Origin of the sequence: Kribbella sp. NBC_00482 (genome assembly GCF_036013725.1) — a bacterium.
Classification (GTDB): Bacteria; Actinomycetota; Actinomycetes; order Propionibacteriales; family Kribbellaceae; genus Kribbella.
In genome coordinates this window covers 1,407,297-1,427,330 of the sequence record NZ_CP107881.1, presented here as the reverse complement: position 1 = coordinate 1,427,330, position 20,034 = coordinate 1,407,297, and the positions used below count along the sequence as shown (strand labels likewise).

The following is a 20,034-nucleotide window of genomic DNA, read 5'->3' as shown; positions in this document are numbered from 1 at the left end:
TGGTGCAGCCTCCTTTAGGTCGGGACAGTGACCTACGGGTAAGCTTTGCCGACGTTCTCTTTGAGTTTGGATGGTCAGACGTGGGTTCCGTAATCAAGAAGCGCCGCAAGCGTATGGCGAAGAAGAAGCACCGCAAGCTGCTGAAGAAGACGCGGGTGCAGCGCCGCAAGCTCGGCAAGTAGTCCGTTCTGCCGCGCCCGGTCCGGCTGGGGGTTGCTCGTGGCACAGGTAGTGATGGTGACCGGCGTCTCGAGGGACGCCGGTGCTCGCTGTGCCCGGAGACTGGCTGACGACCCGTCGATCGGCACTGTTCTCGGTGTCGACGTGGTTCCGCCGCGCGCGGAGCTCGGCCGGGTCCGGTTCGTCCGGGCCGACATCCGCAATCCGGTGATCGCCAAGGTGATCGCCGCTGAGGACGTGGACACGGTCGTGCACACCGGCGTGGTGGCCACGCCCGGCAGCGCCGGTGGCCGGTCGTCGATGAAGGAGATCAACGTCATCGGCACCATGCAGCTGCTGGCCGCCTGCCAGAAGGCGCCTGGCGTGGCCAAGCTGGTGGTGAAGTCGTCCACCACGGTGTACGGCGCGGGCGCGCGGGACCCGGCGATGTTCACCGAGGAGATGGCGCCGCGGGCGATCCATCACCACGGGCTGAGCAAGGACGCCGTCGAGGTCGAGGGCTACGTGCGGGGTTTCGCCCGGCGTCGCCCCGACGTCTGCGTCAGCACACTCCGGATGGCGAACTGGATCGGCCCCAAGACCGATTCGCCGATCACGCGCTACTTCGCGATGCCCGTCGTACCGACAGTGTTCGGGTACGACGCCCGCCTGCAGTTCCTGCACGAGGACGACGGCGTCGAGGCGATCCACCACGCGACCGTCAATGATCTTCCCGGGACCTTCAACCTGGCCGGTGACGGCGTGCTCTCGCTGTCCCAGGCGATCCGCCGCCTCGGCCGGCCGACGCTGCGGCTGCCTTCGTTCACCGCGTCCAGCACGGCGGCCGCCGTACGGCGAGCCCGGCTGGCTGATTTCTCGCCGGACCAGATCACGTTCCTGACGTACGGGCGGGGTGTGGACACGACGCGGATGCGGACCGAGTTCGGCTTCGAGCCGAAGTACTCGACCGCGGAGGCGTTCGACGACTTCCGGCGATCGCTCGGGACCGGCGCGATGAGCCGCGTGTCCAGCTTGCTCACCGCTGGCCTGGGGGCGCTGCGTGGCTGACGCGGACGTGATCCCGATCGGCTCCGGCGGCCGACCGGGCCGCGGGAGCGGACGCCGTACGACGCCCTCGGCCGCGGCTCGTGCGCTCGCGGGACCCGGTGTCCGCGCGAAGAAGAAGGACCGGAGCGAGGAGCGAGCCGGCGAGACGCCGGTCGAGCCGGTCGGCGTCGTACCGGATGTCGACGGCCCTGAGGCGCCTGCTGGTTTCGACTTCGCGGGGCTCGAGCAGGCGGTGCGTGGGCTGTTCGGGGAGGACGGGGAGCGGCGGGTCGCCGAGTGGCTGGCGTTCCTGCGCCGGCGGTTGACCGGAGAGTACGAGCTCGACGAATTCGGGTACGACTCCGACCTGACCGACCAGGTGCTGCTGCCGATGCTGCGTCCGATGGTGGAGAAATGGTTCCGGGTCGAGGTCCGCGGGATCGAGAACATCCCGACCGACGGCAGTGCCCTGATCGTCGCGAACCACTCCGGCACGATGCCGCTCGACGGGCTCGTCACCCAGGTGGTCGTCGCGGATCACACCGGCCGGCCGCTGCGCACGCTCGCCGCGGACCTGGTGTTCCAGACGCCGTTCGTCGGCGAACTGTCCCGCAAGGGCGGTGCGACGCTCGCGAACAACGACGACGCCGAGCGCCTGCTCCGGCAGGGGAACCTGGTCGGTGTCTGGCCGGAGGGTTTCAAGGGCCTCGGGAAGCCGTTCGCCGAGCGGTACAAACTGCAGCGCTTCGGGCGCGGCGGATTCGTCAGCGCGGCGATGCGGACCGGCGTACCGATCGTGCCGTGCTCGATCGTGGGCGCCGAGGAGATCTATCCGCTGGTCGGCAACATCGCCTCGCTGGCGCGGTTGCTGGGCGTCCCGTACATCCCGATCACGCCGTTCTTCCCGCTGCTCGGGCCGCTCGGCCTGATCCCGCTGCCGTCCAAGTGGCTGATCGAGTTCGGCGAACCGATCCGCACCGACGACTTCGCCGACGGCGCCCCCGACGACCCGATGCTGGTCTTCAACGTCACCGACCAGGTCCGCGAAACCATCCAGCAAACCCTCTACACCCTCCTCATGCAACGCCGCAGCGTCTTCTTCTAACCCACCCACCGCCCACCCGCGCCCGGCCGCCCACCCACCTCCCGCACACACCACCTCACGCCCCGCACCACCTCCGGCGCCGCGAACATCACCTCCCGCCCCGCGGACACTGCCTGCCGCCCCGCACGGCTGATCAACCACCTCCCGCACCGCGGACACCACCTCCCGCGGACACCACCTCCCGCGGACACCACCTCCCGCGGACACCACCGCCCGCGCAGACCACCGCCCCGCCTCTCACTGGTGCCGGGCCTCAAGCACCCACCCACCCGTGGAGCAGAAGACGGGATATCCGGCTCTCCTGCCGCATCCGTGGGTGGTTTGCTCCCGGCCGGTGCCCGCGGGTGCCGTGCGTGGCATGAGCTGGTAGGCGGATCTGGGGAGGATTTCCTGCCCGATCCGGGACGACAACCTCCCCAACCCACCCCCCGCTTCCCAGCTGACGTGGTGACGGCGATGGGGCGGTTGTTGGTGGAGGGTTTTGCTGCGATAGGGCCAGAAACACTCCACCGATGTACGGGAAACCCTCCACCAATGCAGACGGGACCGCGACCAATAGCTGGCAGACAGCGGGGGCCGCGGCGGGACGTTCGGTTCGGCCGGAAGCCCTGACCCGCGACCGGCCGGGCCCACGGATCAGTCAGAAGAGCCGGATATCCCCTCCCGTTGTGGGTTCTCCCCTCGAGTACCAACAGAGAACCCAGCACACGAGCGGATATCCCCTGAAATGCAGTACGCCGGCGCGGTCGGCGGAGGGGAAACGGTGGGGGCGGGAAGGGGTCTACTCGTGACTTGTGGGACGCGGGGCGGTGGCGTGCGCGGGGCTGTGTCCGCGGGGCGAGAGGTGGTGCGCGGGTGAGGTGGCGTGCCGGCTGCTGGCTCGGCACGCGTCACCGTGGTACCCGTGTCCGCGGGAGGTGGGTGATCCGCCGGAGGTGATGTCCGCGGGGCCGGAGGTGGTGCGAGGCGGCAGGTGGTGCGGGGCGGGAGGTGGTGCGGGGCGGGAGGTGGTGCGGGGCGGGGAGGGGTGATGCGGAGCGGGAGGTTGTGCTGAGCGGGTCGTGTGCGAGGGGGGATTCGGGGCGGGGGTGGTGTGGTGGGGAGATGACGCAGCCCCCGGCGGTGGTGCTTGTGCCGGGGGCTGCGGGGCTCGGAGGTCCGTCTACTTCCAGGGTGGGAGCAGGGTTTGGAGGACTCCGGGCAGGTTGATCAGTGGTGTTGTCGGGAACGGCCACGGCCAGGACGGCGTGGTCGGGGTCAGCGTGGAAGGCAGCACGGTGGGCGTCGCAATCGGCGAGTTTGACGACGACGGCACGGGTGGTGTCTTCAGGCTGGTCGGCGGCGGAGCGGTGGACTCCACGATGGTGGTGTTCGGCAGCTTGGTCGGCGCGGTGCTCGGTTGCACAGTCGAGGTGACCGGGGTCGGGACCGTCGTTGCCGATGCCTTGGGGCTCGACGACGCCTTGACCGGGTTGCTCGACTCGGAGCCCGTGCCGGGGCTGGTGCGGTTCGGCTGGTTGTTGTTGGTGCCGGTGCTCGGCGAGCCGGACGGCTTCGGTGCCGCACACTTCGGGCATGCCGCCGAGGTGTGTTGCGCCAGCTGCTCGATCGTGGCGAGTGCCTCGACCCCGGACTTCAGCGACTCCGGCGGGAGTTTCGGCGCGAGCTCGACCAAAGCCTGGCGGGCGCTGGTGATGAACGCCGTGATCGCGGTGATCGAACTCTCGTCGTTGTCCTGCTGGTACGACGCGACCAGTCGGGACACGCCCTTGCGGGATTGTGCCGAGAAGTCGTCCAGTGTCGCGTTGATCGTGCCCACCGAGCCGCCGTTACCGGCCAGCTCCTGGACTTCGGACAATCGGGTCATCGCGTGCTCGAGATCGCGCCGGCCGCGGGAGTCGTCGCCGACTCCGACGTTGGTCGCCACGTTCTCGATGCTGCGCTTCATTCCGTACAAGGTGTCGCCGGGCATGGCCTGCTGAGCGGCGGCGGCGGAACCGATGCCACCTCCGAGCAGCACCAGCGCGGCGGTGCTGGCCACGAGCCGGATCCTCCGGCCCTGGCGACGACGGATATCTGTCACGGACGCGCCAACGTCCTCGCTACCCGGCGGGTCGTCCGAGTCGTCTGGTGCGGTGTGCACCGTCAACGGAGTCGCAGTGGTCGCCGCGCGCGCCGCCGCCTGTTCCAACAGGCGGTGCCGCAGCTCGGCACTGAACTCCGGTCGCGGGGCAACTGCGCCGGCGGTCCTCAGCCGTCCGACGAGCTCCACAGCTTCCAGTAACTCGGGGTCATCGCCCAGTCGCGTGGAGTGACGGGGCCCGTGATCGACGGCGTGCGCGAATGCCTCCGCGCGCGCTCGAGCCCTGTGTAGGTCACTCATGAGTTCTCGTTCTCCTCAATGGCCAGTCGGGGTCACCGACAGGTCCTCACCAGGCAAACGAGGTAACTCCCTGACGGGTTACGAAAGACGTTCGTTGTCATCCGCCTCATCTCAAGTCCTTGGGGATAACCTTCGCCAAGTGCCGTACGGCCCTCAGTTGCAGTTGCTTGACGGCGCCCTCGGATTTCTCCAGCGCCTTGGCCGTTTCCGCGATCGACAGACCGGCGAAGAACCGCATCGTCAGGCAGTCGCGCTGCTCGTCGGGCAGGCCGGCGACGGCGTCCCGGAGTACCTCGGCGGTGGCCGCGGCCAGTACGTCGATCTCCGGGCCTTCGGTCTGCCGGTCGTGGGTCTCGATCTCGTCGGTGACGACCTCGAGCCGGACCCGGCCCGACTTGTAGTGGTCGGTGATCAGGTTCCGGGCGATCGTCACCAGCCAGGCTCCGAAGTCCCGGCCCTGCCAACGGAACGAGTCCAGCGCACGGAGCGCCCGGACGAAGGTCTCGCTGGTCAGGTCCTCGGCGAGTGCCGAGGACGACACCCGTGCGTAGATGTAGCGATAGACGGTGAGCGAGTACTCGTCGTACAGCTCACCGAAGGCACCGACGTCCCCGGCCTGGGCGCGATCGACGAGCTCCGCACGTCTCATCCCGTCCGGGCTTGGCTCCGGCGTGGTCAAGTGTTCTCCCCGTTCAACTGACACGTCGTTCGACACATCCGCGAATGGCCACAGCGACTGGGACAGCACTGAACGTTACTGCTCAGATACGTGCTGTCAACAGGCTGGGGCGTGCCGCCTTCCGTCCGGTCCGATGGTCACGAATGCGCCAGCGGACTGCCTCCGCGGTACGGAGCAGCCTGCTGTCGGGGGTGGTGCATTGCGCATGAAGGTCCCCGCCGCGGGCGGGTTTCTGCAGTGTGAGGTTCAGCAGAAGCGCGCTCGCGAAGTCACCTGTATATCGGTGGTTACGCTCCGCTGCAACCGTTCTGTGAAAGACGGTTGGTCCCGGAGCGACTCCCGGCCGTGACAGACTCGCCTGGTGAACGTGAATTTCGCGGACATTCTTCGTGACACAGCGCAACGTCATGGCGAGCGTCCCGCGCTGGTCGACGGGGATCGGCGGCTGACCTGGAGCGAGCTGGACCAGGCCGTCGACCGGACCGCGCAGGGGCTTGCGGCGGCCGGCCTGGTGCCGGGGTACCGGGTGCTGCTCCTGGTTGCCAACAGCATCGAGTTCGTCACGTCCTACCTGGGCATTCTCCGGGCCGGACTGGTCGCCGTGCCGCTGAACACCGGGCTCACCAAGCCCGAGTTGGCGACCGTCACGGCGCACTCCGGAGCCCGGCTGGCGATCGCCGGACCGGGGCTCGCGGACCGGTTCGAGGGCGTCCGCACGGTGGCCCCCGACGAACTCCAGGGTGACGCTCCGTTACTTCCGTCGAAAGATCCCGAGACGCTCGCGGTGCTGCTCTACACGTCCGGAACCAGTGGAGATCCGCGCGCCGCGATGCTCACCCATCGGGCCCTCGCGGCGAATGTGCGGAACCTCGGCGAGCTCGGCGAGGACCGGATGGGGCCCGAGGACGTGGTGCTCGGGGTGCTCCCGATGTTCCACGCGTTCGGTCTGAACGCGGTCCTCGGCTGGGCGGTCGCGACCGGCGCCGCGCTCGTCGTCGAGCAGCGTTTCGACCCCGAGGAGACCCTCGCCCTGGTCCGCCAGTACGGCGTGACACGGCTGCCGCTCGCTCCGCCGGCGCTGCACGCACTGTTGACCCGCTCCGATCTGCGGGAGTCGCTCAAGACCGTCAAGGTCGTGCTGACCGGCGCTTCCACGCTCGATCGTGCGCTCGCGGACCGCTTCGAGCAGGCCGCCGGGCTGCATGTCCATCAGGGGTACGGCCTGACCGAGGCGTCCCCGGGCGTCACCACGACCCTGGGCGAGGTCGAGCCGAAGCCCGGCTCGGTCGGCCGCCCGCTGCCGAACGTCGAGGTCCGGATCGCCGACGAGCAGGGCGAGGACGTCGAGGGCGACGACCCCGGCGAGATCCTGATCCGCGGCGGCAACCTGTTCTCCGGCTACTGGCCGGACGCCGTCGACGGCCCTGACGCGCAGGGCTGGTACCGGACCGGCGACGTCGGATTCCTGGACGCGGAGGGCGATCTGTTCCTGGTCGACCGGCTGCGCGAGCTGATCATCGTGTCCGGGTTCAATGTGTTCCCGAGCGAGGTAGAGGACGTGCTGGTCGGCGCTCCCGGCGTACGGGAGGTCGCGGTCATCGGCGTACCGTCCGAGGAGACCGGCGAGGCGGTCAAGGCCTTCGTGGTGCCGTTGCCGGACGCATCGGTCGACGTGACCGCGGTCCGGGAGTACGCCGAGGGCCGCCTGGCGCGGTTCAAGTGCCCGGTCGAGATCGAGGTGACGGACTACCTGCCGCACTCGGTCACCGGCAAGGTCGCCAAGGGACGGCTCCGCGAGGCGGACCGATGAGCAGGGTCCTCATGTACGGGAAGCCCGGCTGTCATCTGTGCGACGACGCCCGGGAGGTCATCCGGGCGGTCTGCGCCGAGGTGGGCGCGGACTGGTCCGAGGTGGACATCACGCAGGACGACCGGCTGTTCACGCAGTACGGCGAACAGATCCCGGTCACGTTCGTGGACGGGAAGCAACACGACTTCTGGCGAGTGGACCCCGCCAGACTGCGAAAGGCCCTGATGAGGTAGGGGTCACTTCCGCCGATTTTGTTCTCACGTTCACAAGCTCCTAGAGTAAGAGGGCCGCCGGCCGTCAGACCGCGGTGAACCAACCGCTCCCAGGAGAATTGTGACGCGTGCCAGCAGCCGTCGCCCCGGCCCGCCGACGAGAACCGAACGCGGCATCCCCGAGGCGACTGTCGCGCGCTTGCCGGTCTACCTGCGGGCCCTGACCGCGCTCTCGGACAGTGGCATCGCGACCGCGTCGAGCGAGGACCTGGCGACCGCGGCCGGCGTCAACTCCGCCAAGCTCCGCAAGGACCTGTCCTACCTGGGCTCCTACGGCACCCGCGGTGTCGGGTACGACGTGGAGTACCTGCGCTACCAGATCGCCCGCGAGATCGGCGTCACCCAGGACTGGGCCGTGGTCATCGTCGGGATCGGAAACCTGGGCCACGCGCTGGCGAACTACTCGGGCTTCGGCACCCGCGGCTTCCGGATCGTCGCCCTGCTGGACGCCGACCCGAAGCTGGTCGGCGAGCGGATCGGCGACATGGAGGTCCGCGACTTCGCCGAGCTCGAGCACATCGTGGAGACCGACCGGGTCTCGATCGGCGTCATCACCACGCCTGCCGGTCCGGCCCAGGAGGTCTGCGACCGGCTGGTCGCGGCCGGGGTGACCAGCATCCTGAATTTCGCGCCCGTGGTGCTGTCCGTGCCCGACGGCGTCGACATCCGCAAGGTGGACCTCTCGATCGAGCTGCAGATCCTGGCGTACCACGAACAACGAAAGTCCGGAGAGGCGGCGCTCCCCCAGGTGCCCGAACTACCAGCGATGAACGGTATGCCCGATCTGCCGAGTGTCGGCGGGGGTGTAGGCCTGTGAGCTACCTCGTGGTCGGCATCAGTCACCGTTCCGCTGCCATCGACGTACTGGAGCGGGTCGCGCTCGACGCGGACGCGGCGACCAAGCTGGCCCTCGCGGTGCGGAACTCCGCGGCCGTCGCGGAGTCCGCGGTCCTTGCCACCTGCAACCGGACCGAGGTCTACGCGACCGTCGACCGGTTCCACGCCGGGATGGACGAGGTCACCGCGATCCTGTCGGACGTCACCGGCGTACCGCTGCTGGATCTGGCCGAGCACCTGTACGTGCACTTCGAGGAAGGCGCCGTCGCGCACCTGTTCCAGGTCGCGGTCGGGCTGGACTCGATGGTCGTCGGTGAGAGCCAGATCCTCGGCCAGGTGAAGGAGACGCTGCGCGTCGGCCAGGACCTGGAGACCATCGGCACCGACCTGAACGCCCTGTTCCAGCACGCGTTGCGGGTCGGCAAGCGGGCCCGCACCGAAACCGGGATCGACTCGGCCGGCCGCTCGGTCGTCTCGGCCGGGCTGGACGCGGTCGGCGGCTTCGCGGGCCGCCGGGCCCTGGTCGTCGGCGCCGGTTCGATGGCCTCGCTGGCCGCCCAGACCCTGCTCAACGGCGGCGCGAAGACCGTAACCATTGCCAACCGCAACTACGACCGTGTGGTCGCGCTGACCGACCGGATCGGCGGTACGGCGATCCGCCTGGCAGACGTGCCCGAAGCATTGCGTGACGCCGACCTGGTCGTGTCGTGCACCGGTGCACGCGGTGTCGTAGTGACCGCCGAGACGATCCGCAATGCAACCGACGGCAGGCCGCTCGGCGTCCTCGATATCGCGCTGCCTCGCGACGTCGCTCCCGAGGCGGCCCGGATCCCCGGTGTCACGCTGATCACGCTGGCCGACCTGATCGGTACGGCGGGCGGCAGCCAGGCCGACATCGACGAGGTACGCCGGATCGTCGGCGAGGAGACCGGTTCGTTCGAAGCGACGCGACGGGCCGCTTCGGTGGCGCCGACCGTGGTCGCGCTGCGGGCGATGGCGAGCTCGCTGGTCGACTCGGAGCTGGCCCGCCTCGAGCGTCGGCTCCCCGAGCTCGACGAGCACGAGCGGCACGAGGTCGAGCGGACCATCCGCCGCGTCGTCGACAAGGTGCTGCACAACCCGACCGTCCGCGTGAAGGAGCTCGGCGGCGATCCGGGCGGCCCGACGTACGCCGACGCGCTGCGCCAACTGTTCGCTCTCGACCAGGCGACCGTGGACGCGGTCACGATGCCGAAGGGGAGTGAGCAGGCATGATCCGGCTCGGCACCCGCCGCTCCAAGCTGGCGACCGCGCAGTCGACCATCGTGGCCGACCAGCTGCGCGCCCTCGGTCACGAGGTCGAGCTCGTCCTGATCACGACCACCGGCGACGTCAACCGCGCACCGGTCGAGCAGATCGGCGGCACCGGCATCTTTGTCAGCGCACTGCGCGACGCCCTGCTGGCACACGAGATCGACATCGCCGTGCACTCCTTGAAGGACCTGCCGACCACGCCGCTCGACGGCGTGACGATCGGCGCCATCCCGGTCCGCGAGGACCCGCGCGACGTGCTCGTCGCCCGCGACGGCCTGACCCTCGGAGAACTGCCGCACGGCGCCCTGGTCGGCACCGGCGCCGCACGGCGCGTCGCGCAGCTCGACGCGCTCGGCCTCGGTGTCGAGTGCACCGGGATCCGCGGCAACGTGGACACCCGGATCGGCTTGGTCACCGACGGCAAGTTGGACGCCGTGGTGCTCGCGAGGGCAGGCTTGTCCCGGCTGGGACGGCTCGACGAGGTGACCGAGACCCTGGATCCGATCCAGATGCTGCCCGCGCCGGGACAAGGTGCCCTGGGCATCGAGTGCCGTGCGGACGACACCGACGTACTGGCCGCGCTGGCCCCGCTGGAGGACCCTGCGACCCGCACGGCGGTGACGGCGGAACGGCAACTGATGGCCACTCTGGAGGCAGGGTGCACGGCTCCGGTCGGCGCGCTGGCCGAGGTGGTCGAGGGTGAGGACGGCCCCGAGCTCTGGCTCCGGGGCGCGCTCGGCCAGGACGACGGCGTACGGCGGCTCTCCGCGAACGGGCCGGTGGACGACCCGGTGTCTGTCGGCAAGGCGCTGGCGAACGAGTTGCTGGAGCGAATATGACACCGGCACAGGGCACGACCACTGCGGCCAAGAACACGGCCCACAGGACGAGCAGGAAAACGACGAGGGCGAAGGCAGACGTGAGCGCGAAGACAGCCGCTACCGCGGCACCTCAGAAGGCCGCGACCAGTACCGTCAAGCAGACCAAACCGCTCGGCCACGTGACATTCGTCGGCGTCGGCCCCGGTGACCCGGCGCTGCTGACGCTGGCGGGCCGTGACGTGCTCGCGAACGCCGACGCGGTCGTTGTCGAGGGCCCCGAGCACGACGCGTTCCTGACCTACTGCAGGCCGGGCGTCGAGGTCGTGGACGGCTCCGGCGCCGAGGGCAGCCGGGCGCTGCGGGTCGCGGCCCGGGCACGCCTGGTGGTGAAGACGGCGAAGTCCGCGGCGAACGTGGTCCGGCTGCTGACCGGCGACCCGTTCACCTTCTCCAGCGGCGCCGAGGAGGCGGCCGCGTGCAAGAAGGCAGGCATCGGGTTCAACGTGGTGCCGGGCGTGAGCGAGGTGAGCGCGGTTCCGACGTACGCCGGGATCCCGCTGACCATGAAGGGCGACCGTGAGGTCACCGTCGTCGACCTCTCCGAGAACAAGCTCGACCTGGGCCGCCTGCAGCCGAAGCAGACGCTCGTCCTGCTGAACGCCACCGAGGTGCTGAAGGAGACCGTCGCGGCGCTGGTCGAGGGCGGTTTCGACGCATCCACCCCGGTCGCGGCGACGGTCTGCGGTACGACGACCTCGCAGACCAGCGTGGTCGGGACGCTCGAGACGATCGTCACCGACCTGCGCGCCGCGAAGGTGACCGGCGAGGCCGTGATCGTGATCGGCGCCGTCGTCGAGCAGCGCGAGGCGCTGTCCTGGTTCGAGACCAAGCCGCTGTTCGGCTGGCGGATCCTGGTCCCGCGGACCAAGGACCAGGCCGGCCCGCTGATGGACCGGCTCCGTCGGTACGGCGCGATGCCCGAAGAGGTCCCGACGATCTCGGTCGAGCCGCCGCGCAACCCGCAGCAGATGGACAAGGCGATCCGCGGTCTGGTCGAAGGCCGCTACGAATGGGTCGCGTTCACCTCGGTCAACGCGGTGAAGGCGGTCCGGGAGAAGTTCGACGAGTACGGGCTGGACGCGCGGGCGTTCTCCGGCCTGAAGATCGCGGCGGTCGGCGACAAGACCGCCGAGGCGATCGGGGCCTGGGGCATCCGTCCGGACCTGGTCCCGTCCGGTGAGCAGTCGGCCGCCGGGCTGGTCGAGGACTGGCCGCCGTTCGACGAGGTGCTGGACCCGATCAACCGGGTGTTCCTGCCGCGTGCGGACATCGCCACCGAGACCCTGGTCGCGGGCCTGACCGATCTCGGCTGGGAGGTCGACGACGTCACGGCGTACCGGACCGTCCGGGCCGCTCCGCCGCCCGCGCCGACCCGCGAGGCGATCAAGTCCGGCAAGTTCGACGCGGTCGTATTCACCTCGTCCTCGACGGTGCGGAACCTGGTGGGCATCGCCGGCAAGCCGCACGCGTCGACGGTGATCGGCGTGATCGGCCCGGCGACCCTGAAGACCGCCGAGGAGCATGGCCTGCGGGTCGACGCGATGGCCGAGTCGCCGTCCGTCGAGGAGCTGGCCGACGCCCTTGCTCGGTTCGGTGCGGATCGGCGTGACACCATGGTGGAGGCCGGGGAGCCGGTCACCCGTCCGTCCGAGCGTCGCTCGGGTTCTCGCCGTAAGAGCTGATGGAAGAGCTGAAATGCCTGGATTCCCGGAAGTGAGGCCACGGCGGCTGAGGTCGTCGGAGGCAGTGCGCAGGCTGGTCGCGGAGACCTCGCTGGAGCCGCGGCAGCTGATTCTGCCGATGTTCATCCGGGAAGACGCGCGCGAGCCGATCGCGATCAAGTCGATGCCGGGCGTCGTACAGCACACCCGGGACACGGCGCGGAAGGCGATCGCCGAGGCGGCGCAGCTCGGGCTCGGCGGAGTGATGCTGTTCGGCGTACCGTCGTCGAAGGACGAGGTCGGGTCCGGCGCGTTGGACCCGAACGGGATTCTGAACGTCGCGATCCGGGACGCGGTGTCCGAGGCCGGTGACGCGTTGCTGGTGATGTCGGACCTGTGCCTGGACGAGTTCACGTCCCACGGCCACTGCGGCGTACTGGATTCCGCCGGGCGCGTGGACAACGACGCGACCCTTGCGCTGTATGCCGAGATGGGCGTCGCGCAGGCCACCGCCGGTGCGCACGTCGTCGGTCCGTCCGGGATGATGGACGGTCAGGTCGGGGTCGTTCGTACGGCGCTGGACGCGGCCGGATTCATCGACACGGTGATCATGGCGTACGCCGTGAAGTACGCGTCGGCGTTCTTCGGGCCGTTCCGCGAGGCCGTCGACTCGTCGCTGACCGGTGACCGCAAGACCTACCAGCAGGACAACGCGAACGCCCGCGACGCGATCCGCGAGGTCGACCTCGACATCGCCGAGGGCGCCGACATCGTGATGGTCAAGCCCGCGCTGCCGTACCTGGACATCCTCCGCCAGATCCGCGACCACGTGAACGTCCCGGTCGCGGCGTACAACATCTCCGGCGAGTACGCGATGGTCGAGGCCGCCGCCGCCAACGGCTGGATCGACCGCGACAAGGCCATCCTCGAAACCCTCACCTCGATCCGCCGAGCCGGCGCCGACACCATCCTCACCTACTGGGCCACCGAGGTCGCCCAGCAGTTGCACTACCGCTGACCGCCCAGAAGCGACGAACGGCGCGGGCAGCGGGGGCCTGGCACCTCACCTGGTGGGCTTGCATAAGAAATAGCAGGTCCCGACCCACCAAGTTCTGTCTCCACTCACCGCTTCCTGTCTCCACCCACCACGACCGTCGGCTCAATCCCATGCGGCCGTCGAGTCGGCCGATCGCGTGCAAGGTCGACAGGTAGAGCACCAGTGAGTATTGCCTGTCCCCAGTCACCAGATCCTGTCCCCACGCCCCACCGTCGCCCGCCTGCTGTCGTACCGCCCGGTCACCCCGCCCCCGCGTCGAGCAGACGACGGGTTATCCCCTCGCGTTGTGGGTTCTCTACTGCTGTACGAGGGGAGAACCCTGCACGCGAGGGGATAACCCCGGCTCTTCCGACTTCAGCGCACGACCGAGTAGTCGGATTGGGTGAAGCCGGCTTTCAGGGTGCGGGTGGCGTTGTGGGTCAGGGGGATTTCGGTGGGGACCGGGCCGAAGAGGGGGATGCCGTTGCCCAGGAGGACGGGGGCGGTGGTGATGGTTAGTTCGTTGAGGAGGCCCGCGGTGAGGAAGGTCTGGATGGTGGCGGCGCCGTCGGTGTAGATGCGTTGGGCGCCGCGGTCGTTGAGGGTCTCGACGAGGGCGTCCAGGGTGCGGTGGACGAGGATGCGGTCGTCGGTTTCGGGGTCGAGCGTGGTGCTCAGGACCTCGACCTGCTTGCCTTCGTACGGCCAGCTGTCGAACGTGCAGGCCAGCTGGTACGTGTTGCGTCCGAGTACGACGGTGTCCACCGAGGCCAGGAACTCGTCGTACCCGGTCTCTCCGGCGTGCTCGGCCCGGCTGGTGAGCCAGTCGATGGACCCGTCGGCGCGCGCGATGTACCCGTCGAGGCTGGTGGCGATGAAGGCAGCAGCATGAAAGCTCACAACCACCATTTTCCACGACTGCCCAACGCGGCCTCCGATGACCTTCGACGTGCGGGTGCTGTGTTGCAGCTAGTGGTGACATATGCCAACGGGCCGGCATCAGTTGCTTCGCCGGGCGGCGCGGCTTCTCGGGGCCAGGTGATCGGCAGCTCGACAGGTAGTGCACCTGCGAGACGCTGTACGCACGAACACGTTCACGCTCAGGTGCACTACCGAGCCAAGTGACACTTCCTGTCCTCCTGCGGATGACACCAACCCGACAACTGGTGGCCCCTCGCCAGCCTCTAGCCCTTCAGGCCGGTTTGGGCGAGGCCTTCTACGAATTGGCGTTGGGCGAGGACGAAGATGATGAGGACGGGGAGGGCGGAGAGGGTTGCGGCGGCGAGTTGGGTGTTCCACATGGGGCCGCCGTAGGCGTCGACGTACTGGGTGAGGGCCTGGGGGACGGTGAACTTCTGCTTCGAGGAGAGGAACACGATCGGCTCGAGGTAGAGGTTCCAGCTGTGCAGGAAGGTGAAGATCGACACCGCGCCGATCGCCGGCCGGGCCAGCGGGAGGGATACGCGCCAGAAGAGACCGAAGCGGCCCAGCCCGTCGACGCGGCCGGCCTCCTCGAGCTCCATCGGCAGCGTGATGAAGAACTGCCGCATGATGAACGTCGCCAGCACGCTCGGCGCACCGAGCATCGGGATCAGGATCAGCGGCCAATGGGTGTCCACCAGCCCGAACGCGTCGAACATCCGGTAGAGCGGGATGATCGTCACCTCGTTCGGCACCAGCAGCCCGCTGAGTACGACGACGAACACCACCCCGGCGCCGCGGAACTTGACCCGCGCGAACGCGTACCCGGCGAGCGCCGACACCGCCAGCGTCCCGACGGTGACGACCAGCGCGATGTAGAGGCTGTTCAGGTACTGCCGTCCGAACGGCTGCAGCTCGAACACCTGGCGATAGGCGTCCAGCGTCGGCGATCCCGGCAGCAACGACGGCGGGAACGCGAAGATCTCGGCCACCGGCTTCAGCGACGTCGTCGCCATCCACCAGATCGGGAACACGAACGGCACACAACACACCAGCAGTACGCCGTAGATCAGCAGCTTAAGCCTCATGGAACACCCACTTCTTCCGCATCTGCCACTGGATCACCGTCAGCACCAGGACGATGAGGAACAGCAGCAGCGACAGCGCCGAGCCGTACCCGAAGTGATGGAACTGGAACGCCTGCTGGTACAGGTAGTAGACGAGCACGGTCGTCGACGTCTCAGGCCCACCTTGGGTCAGTACGGCGATCTGCGCGAACACCTGCAGCGAGCCGACGATGGTCAGGATCATCGTCAGCAGGATCGTCGGACTGATCAGTGGCACGGTGACCCGACGGAACCTGGCCCATGCGGACGCGCCGTCGATCCGGGCCGCCTCGTACAGCTCGGCCGGAACGCCTTGCAACGCGGCGAGGAACAGCACCATGTTGAGGCCGACGTTCTTGAACAGCTGGACCACGATCACCGACACCATCGCCGTACCGCCGGATCGCAGCCAGTTCGGCCCGTCGATCCCGAGCAGGTCCAGGAACCCGTTCAGACCGCCGTTGTCCTGCAGCAGGAACCCCCACACGATCGTCCAGGCGACCAGCGTCACCACGACCGGCGAGAAGAACAGCGTCCGGAAAACGACGGTTCCGCGGAGTTTCTGGTTCAGCAGTACGGCGAGGAACAGTGCCAGGCTGAGGTTCAGCACCACCAGCCCGGCCGAGAACAAACCTGTTGCCCTGAGCACCGGACCGAGGCGCTGGTCGTCGGCCAGCGCCGCGTAGTTGTCACCGCCGACGAACTCGAACGTCCCGCCCAGCACGTTCCACTCGTGCACGCTGTACCAGACCACCAGCCCGAGCGGAACGATGACGAAGGCAACGATCCCGGCGAGCTGCGGCAGGACCATCAGCCATCCGGCCAAGGTGTCCCGCCGCCGCATCGTCCAGTACGGCGCACGCTCCGCCGGCGCCTGGGGAGGCGCCGGCTTGTCGAGGAGCAAGGTCATTTCGCCAGCAGGGGGTTGATCTTCGAGCAGACGCCGGACATCACCGTCTTCACGTCGGCGTCAGGCTTCCACAGCGGGTCGAGGGCGGCACGGACGGTCTGCTGCAGCTCGGCGTACCCGGTATGGCTGGTCTTGATGTCGCCGCGCTGGATGCCGTCGATGACGACACTCTGCAGCTGGGCTGGTTTGAGCAACGGGTTGGCCTTGGCCAGCGTCGCGGCGTTCAGTTGCGACTTCCGCGGCGGTGGGAAGAACTGGGCGAGCTTGGCCGAGTTCTCCGCGTTGCTGAAGTAGGCCAGGAACTGCTTGGCCGCGTCGGCGTGCTTGCCGCGCTTGAAGACCCCGATCCCGGCCTGCCCGACGACGGAGTACTCACCCGACGGACCCTTGGGCAGCGGCACCAGGTCCCACTTGAACTTGGACTTCTCGAGCAGCGCCGCGCGGCTGATCTGGGTCAGGATCATCGCCGAGTCGCCGGCGTAGAAGTCCTTCGTCACGCCCGGGCCCGGCATGCCCTTGTCGGTGAAGATCAGCTTGTGGATGAACGTCATCGCGTCGACCATCTCAGGTTGGTCGAAGCCGCAGGTCTTGCCGTCCTCGCTCCACGGCCGTGCGCCCCACCCGGACCAGATCGAGTTCAGCGTGTCCCAGCCCTTGTAGTCGAAGTCACCGACCACGACCCCGCCCTTCCCACGGGCCTGTACGGCGGAAGCGGTCTTGGCGGCCTCCTCCCAGGTCCAGGTCCCGGACGCGATCTGCTGGGCCGGAGCCGGCCGCCCCGCCGCTTTCACCAGGTCGGTGTTCACGAACACCCCCAGCGGCGAGGTGGAGAACGGGTACGCGTAGAGCTTGCCGTCCTTCTCCCAGTTGGTCGTCGTACTCGGCACCAGGTCGGCGTCCTTGTCGATCGGTTCGAGCGCGCCCGAACCGACGAAGTCCGGGGCGGTGCTCTCCAGGATCCACGCCAGGTCCGGCACGTTGCCGCCGCCGATCTGCGTGGTCAGGGTGGTCGTGTAGCTGTCGAACGGGATCGACTCGAAGGTGATCTTGCCGATCTCGGGATGGTCCTTCTTGTAATCGGCGGCGATCTGGTCGAACAACGCCAGATGCTTGGCGTTGGCGCTCCAGATCGTCATCCGCAGATCCACCGGGCCCGAGGAGCCGGAGTCGCCGTCGGACGAGCCGCCGCAGCCCGCGAGGGCGAGGAGAGCAGCGGCCACACCGGCCGCTGTCAGGGAACGGAGTTTCATCGGTCAGTCCTCCATCAGTAGCCAGTGACGTCTGGCCAGGCGAGTTCGATGCCCTGAGCAACCAGAACGTCCTGGAACTCGGCGAGCAGAGCAGGGGTGTTGCGGACTGCGCGCGGGGCGGTGCCGCGGTCGAGGCAGAACGCCGCGAGCGCGCCGGCGGACTCGCCGATGTTCCACTCGACGGGATGCAGCCGGTAGCAGCCGTTGGTGATGTGCGTGGTGCCGAGGTTCTTGTTCGCGGGCAGCAGGTTCTCCACGCGCTGCGGGATGAGCGCGCCGAGCGGGATCCGGAACGGGCTGCTGGCCACGTCGATGTAGTTGTCGCCGCCGGTCGAGGGGTGCAGGTCGATCCGGTACATGCCGACGCCGACGCTGTCGTCGTACTCGACCGCCCCCTGCGCGCCGCGGACGGCGACCGAGAGGTCCTGCTCGACGATCGTGTACTCCGCCTTGATCCGCCGGGATTCGCGGATGTACGGCGCCTGCGCCAGACCGTCCGCGGAGCCGACCAGATCGCCTCGCAACCGCAGCCCGGAGAAGCCGGTGCCGCCGTCAGGCCGTGGTGCCTCGGTCTGCAACCAGTAGAGAACGGATTGAGAGAGTTCGCGCGCCGCCGCGAGATGCTTCGCGGCATCCGGTACGTCGATGACCGGGCCCTCGAAGTAGTCGATCATCGGCCAGTTCACCAGGCAGACGTCGCTCTCGTACGTACCCGGGACGAAGTGCCGGCGGGCCGCGATCCGGCGGAACGTCCACAGGTTCGTGTCGCCGCCCGTCCGCCGCTGGTCCGCGACCACTGCGAGCGGGTCGTCGTCGGGGTTGGGGGTGAACGTCCGCTGCGAGCTCTCCAGCGTCCGGGGATTCGGTGCGGTCCAGGACAGCAGACGATCGCCCCAGAACGACGGCTGGTAGTTCCGCCAGAACGCGTAGTTCGCCGGCTTGTCCCCGACCTGGTCCCCCTCCACGTGATCGACCGCGAAGCAGTACGACACCGCCTGCATGTTCAGCGGCTGCGCCTCGGCCGGAGCGCTCGGCTCGCCGGTCTCGCCCTGCGCCTCGAACCCGGTCACGTACTCGGTCCCGGTCAGCGGCAGCAGTTCACCGGTCTCCGTCGCATCGAGGACGTACGGCGCGGTCAGCGTCAGCCGTTCCTCGGTGTCGCGATGCTGCACGGTGACCGCGGTGACACGATCGCCGTCGGTGTCCGCGGCCACGGGCTGGTACGGCTGCAGGACCTGAAGCCTGCGACTGGCTCGGTAGGGGGCGAGCATGGACTCTAGGACGGCGAGCGCGACGCGCGGTTCGTGGCAGAGCTTGGACACATACCCGGCACCTGGATTGAGGTTCGCTGAAGCCCGCGACGCTGCGGTCAGCGGGTAGTGGCGGCGGTAGTAGTCACGGATCCCGTTGCGCAGCGTCCGGTACGACGCCGTGACGCCGAACTGTTCGACCCAGGTGTGCTCGTCCGGCGGGACCGCCTGGCTGGTCAACTGCCCGCCGAGCCAGTCGAACTCCTCGGTCAGGATCACCGAGCGACCGGCACGCAGCGCGGCGAGAGCCGCGGCGACGCCGCCGAGTCCGCCGCCGATCACAAGTACATCGGTATGCATTCAGGCACCTTTGGGTGGAGTGAGTGTGATTCCGTCGGTCAGCTCGCAGGGGAGCAGCAGTTGCTGCTCGGTGGAGGTCCCGCTGAGGACCGCCTCCAGCAGCTCCACCGCGCGTACGCCCATGGCTCGCCGTGGAACGTGGAAGCCCGTGAAGTCGAGATCGCTCGCGGCAGGCCGCGTCGAGTCACCGAGCGCGACCACGGACAGGTCGCCCGGTACGTCGACGCCGCGCTCGGCCGCTGCGGCGTACAGCGCGATCGCGTCGGCCCGCTCCTCGACGAATGCGGCGGTGATGCGCCGATCCAGCAGGTCGTCGAGCACCTCGCCGGGCGAACGATCGACGGTCGGTACATGGGGTGCACGCGGGCCGGCCGCCTCGCGGAAGCCCCGGAGCCGGTCGGCCGACGACTCGGCGCCGATACCGAGCCCGACGAAGGCGATCCGCCGGTGGCCGAGGTCCCGGGCCCGTTCCGCGACGGTCCGCGTGGCGGCGCCGTAGTCGGCACCGACGTACGGCACCGGGGCGCCGGCGTCGTCGCGGCGGCCGACCGAGACGAACGGGTAGTCCTCGGCGATCAGCCGGGCCAGTTCGTCGGACGGAATCTCGCGCCCGAGCAGCAGGCAGCCGTCGGCGATCCGGAGCCGGTTGTTCTCGTGGAAGATCCGCCGGTGCCCGTCGGTCACCGGGGCGCTGGTGAACAGCAGCAGATCCCACCCGAGGCGTTCGGCGCGGTCCTCGATGCCGGCCAGGAACGGGTGGTAGAAGTCGCCGCTCGCACTCGGGAACACCGACTCGTAGGTGAACACGCCGAGGATCTGGTTGCGCTGCTTCGTCATCCGGCGGGCCAGCGGATCGGCCTGGTAGCCGGTCTCGCGGATCACCTTGAGCACCCGGTCGCGGGTCTCGGCCGGGATCCGCGCGGTCGCCTCGCTGCGGTTGTTCAGCACCAGCGACACCGTCGTCTGGCTGACCTTCGCCAGTCGCGCGATGTCGCGTTGGGTGAGTCGGGTGGTCGCCTTGTCGGGCATCGATCGATCCTTCGCGGTAATACGGATTGCCGGGGACATTAGAAC

18 protein-coding genes are annotated in these 20,034 nt (G+C 68.8%); 10 read left to right on the top strand and 8 right to left on the bottom strand.

Annotated features, from left to right (window positions below; all coding sequences use genetic code 11):
- Window positions 1-80 precede the first annotated feature (80 nt).
- The 3 genes from OHB24_RS07145 to OHB24_RS07135 are packed head-to-tail and all read left to right on the top strand — an operon-like array spanning window position 81 to window position 2,311.
- Window positions 81-182 carry a 30S ribosomal protein bS22 gene (locus OHB24_RS07145; protein WP_008356322.1) on the top strand — a complete coding sequence of 34 codons (102 nt, stop codon included), beginning with the start codon at window positions 81-83 and terminating at the stop codon, window positions 180-182.
- Window positions 183-219: 37 nt separating this feature from the next.
- A complete protein-coding gene (locus OHB24_RS07140) occupies window positions 220-1,227 on the top strand; it encodes an NAD-dependent epimerase/dehydratase family protein (RefSeq protein ID WP_327638146.1) in 1,008 nt (335 codons plus the stop codon).
- Entirely contained in the window at window positions 1,220-2,311 is a 1,092-nt protein-coding gene (locus OHB24_RS07135; RefSeq protein WP_327638145.1) for a lysophospholipid acyltransferase family protein, read from the top strand. Before OHB24_RS07140 ends, OHB24_RS07135 begins: the two co-directional genes overlap by 8 nt.
- Window positions 2,312-3,473: 1,162 nt before the next feature.
- Here OHB24_RS07135 and OHB24_RS07130 read toward each other — a convergent pair.
- Window positions 3,474-4,583 (bottom strand): DUF5667 domain-containing protein, encoded by a 1,110-nt coding sequence (locus OHB24_RS07130; protein WP_327638144.1) that lies wholly within the window; start codon window positions 4,581-4,583, stop codon window positions 3,474-3,476.
- A gap of 217 nt (window positions 4,584-4,800) precedes the next feature.
- Window positions 4,801-5,343 carry a sigma-70 family RNA polymerase sigma factor gene (locus OHB24_RS07125; RefSeq protein ID WP_130384882.1) on the bottom strand — a complete coding sequence of 181 codons (543 nt, stop codon included), beginning with the start codon at window positions 5,341-5,343 and terminating at the stop codon, window positions 4,801-4,803.
- A 391-nt stretch (window positions 5,344-5,734) separates the two neighbouring features.
- Here OHB24_RS07125 and OHB24_RS07120 point away from each other — a divergent pair, with 391 nt between their 5' ends.
- The 7 genes from OHB24_RS07120 (at window position 5,735) to hemB (ending at window position 13,145) form a co-directional block, all read left to right on the top strand.
- Window positions 5,735-7,183, top strand: coding sequence for a class I adenylate-forming enzyme family protein (locus OHB24_RS07120; protein ID WP_327638143.1), 1,449 nt, complete (start codon window positions 5,735-5,737; stop codon window positions 7,181-7,183).
- Entirely contained in the window at window positions 7,180-7,416 is a 237-nt protein-coding gene (locus OHB24_RS07115) for a glutaredoxin family protein (protein ID WP_327638142.1), read from the top strand. Before OHB24_RS07120 ends, OHB24_RS07115 begins: the two co-directional genes overlap by 4 nt.
- 100 nt (window positions 7,417-7,516) lie before the next feature.
- Window positions 7,517-8,272: a redox-sensing transcriptional repressor Rex gene (locus OHB24_RS07110; protein ID WP_327638141.1), complete on the top strand. Its 756-nt coding sequence runs from the start codon at window positions 7,517-7,519 to the stop codon at window positions 8,270-8,272.
- Window positions 8,269-9,546 (top strand): glutamyl-tRNA reductase, encoded by a 1,278-nt coding sequence (locus OHB24_RS07105; protein WP_327638140.1) that lies wholly within the window; start codon window positions 8,269-8,271, stop codon window positions 9,544-9,546. The genes OHB24_RS07110 and OHB24_RS07105 overlap by 4 nt, the downstream gene beginning before the upstream one ends.
- Window positions 9,543-10,424, top strand: a complete 882-nt coding sequence (gene hemC / locus OHB24_RS07100) for a hydroxymethylbilane synthase (RefSeq protein WP_327638139.1) — start codon at window positions 9,543-9,545, stop codon at window positions 10,422-10,424. The genes OHB24_RS07105 and hemC overlap by 4 nt, the downstream gene beginning before the upstream one ends.
- Entirely contained in the window at window positions 10,421-12,148 is a 1,728-nt protein-coding gene (locus OHB24_RS07095) for a uroporphyrinogen-III synthase (RefSeq protein ID WP_327638138.1), read from the top strand. The genes hemC and OHB24_RS07095 overlap by 4 nt, the downstream gene beginning before the upstream one ends.
- A 13-nt stretch (window positions 12,149-12,161) precedes the next feature.
- Window positions 12,162-13,145, top strand: a complete 984-nt coding sequence (hemB, locus tag OHB24_RS07090) for a porphobilinogen synthase (protein ID WP_327638137.1) — start codon at window positions 12,162-12,164, stop codon at window positions 13,143-13,145.
- A 393-nt stretch (window positions 13,146-13,538) separates the two neighbouring features.
- On the opposite strand, the gene OHB24_RS07085 is transcribed toward hemB, so the two are convergent.
- From OHB24_RS07085 to OHB24_RS07060, 6 genes are all read right to left on the bottom strand, one after another.
- A complete protein-coding gene (locus tag OHB24_RS07085; protein ID WP_327638136.1) occupies window positions 13,539-14,072 on the bottom strand; it encodes a dihydrofolate reductase family protein in 534 nt (177 codons plus the stop codon).
- A 275-nt stretch (window positions 14,073-14,347) separates the two neighbouring features.
- Window positions 14,348-15,172, bottom strand: coding sequence for a carbohydrate ABC transporter permease (locus OHB24_RS07080; RefSeq protein WP_327638135.1), 825 nt, complete (start codon window positions 15,170-15,172; stop codon window positions 14,348-14,350).
- Window positions 15,162-16,100 carry a carbohydrate ABC transporter permease gene (locus OHB24_RS07075; protein WP_327638134.1) on the bottom strand — a complete coding sequence of 313 codons (939 nt, stop codon included), beginning with the start codon at window positions 16,098-16,100 and terminating at the stop codon, window positions 15,162-15,164. The genes OHB24_RS07080 and OHB24_RS07075 overlap by 11 nt, the downstream gene beginning before the upstream one ends.
- Window positions 16,097-17,350: an ABC transporter substrate-binding protein gene (locus OHB24_RS07070; protein WP_327638133.1), complete on the bottom strand. Its 1,254-nt coding sequence runs from the start codon at window positions 17,348-17,350 to the stop codon at window positions 16,097-16,099. Before OHB24_RS07070 ends, OHB24_RS07075 begins: the two co-directional genes overlap by 4 nt.
- Before the next feature lie 14 nt (window positions 17,351-17,364).
- Window positions 17,365-18,960 carry an FAD-dependent oxidoreductase gene (locus tag OHB24_RS07065; RefSeq protein ID WP_327638132.1) on the bottom strand — a complete coding sequence of 532 codons (1,596 nt, stop codon included), beginning with the start codon at window positions 18,958-18,960 and terminating at the stop codon, window positions 17,365-17,367.
- Entirely contained in the window at window positions 18,961-19,989 is a 1,029-nt protein-coding gene (locus tag OHB24_RS07060) for a LacI family DNA-binding transcriptional regulator (RefSeq protein ID WP_327638131.1), read from the bottom strand.
- Window positions 19,990-20,034: the final 45 nt, after the last annotated feature.

Excerpts from the sequence above, each read along its gene's own strand:
- OHB24_RS07075 (WP_327638134.1), bottom strand. The coding sequence starts at position 16,100 with ATGACCTTGCTCCTCGACAAGCCGGCGCCTCCCCAGGCGCCGGCGGAG.
- OHB24_RS07095 (WP_327638138.1), top strand. The coding sequence starts at position 10,421 with ATGACACCGGCACAGGGCACGACCACTGCGGCCAAGAACACGGCCCAC.
- OHB24_RS07070 (WP_327638133.1), bottom strand. The coding sequence starts at position 17,350 with ATGAAACTCCGTTCCCTGACAGCGGCCGGTGTGGCCGCTGCTCTCCTC.
- hemB (WP_327638137.1), top strand. The coding sequence starts at position 12,162 with ATGCCTGGATTCCCGGAAGTGAGGCCACGGCGGCTGAGGTCGTCGGAG.
- OHB24_RS07060 (WP_327638131.1), bottom strand. The coding sequence starts at position 19,989 with ATGCCCGACAAGGCGACCACCCGACTCACCCAACGCGACATCGCGCGA.
- OHB24_RS07085 (WP_327638136.1), bottom strand. The coding sequence starts at position 14,072 with ATGGTGGTTGTGAGCTTTCATGCTGCTGCCTTCATCGCCACCAGCCTC.
- OHB24_RS07125 (WP_130384882.1), bottom strand. The coding sequence starts at position 5,343 with ATGAGACGTGCGGAGCTCGTCGATCGCGCCCAGGCCGGGGACGTCGGT.
- OHB24_RS07115 (WP_327638142.1), top strand. The coding sequence starts at position 7,180 with ATGAGCAGGGTCCTCATGTACGGGAAGCCCGGCTGTCATCTGTGCGAC.
- hemC (WP_327638139.1), top strand. The coding sequence starts at position 9,543 with ATGATCCGGCTCGGCACCCGCCGCTCCAAGCTGGCGACCGCGCAGTCG.
- OHB24_RS07065 (WP_327638132.1), bottom strand. The coding sequence starts at position 18,960 with ATGCATACCGATGTACTTGTGATCGGCGGCGGACTCGGCGGCGTCGCC.
- OHB24_RS07080 (WP_327638135.1), bottom strand. The coding sequence starts at position 15,172 with ATGAGGCTTAAGCTGCTGATCTACGGCGTACTGCTGGTGTGTTGTGTG.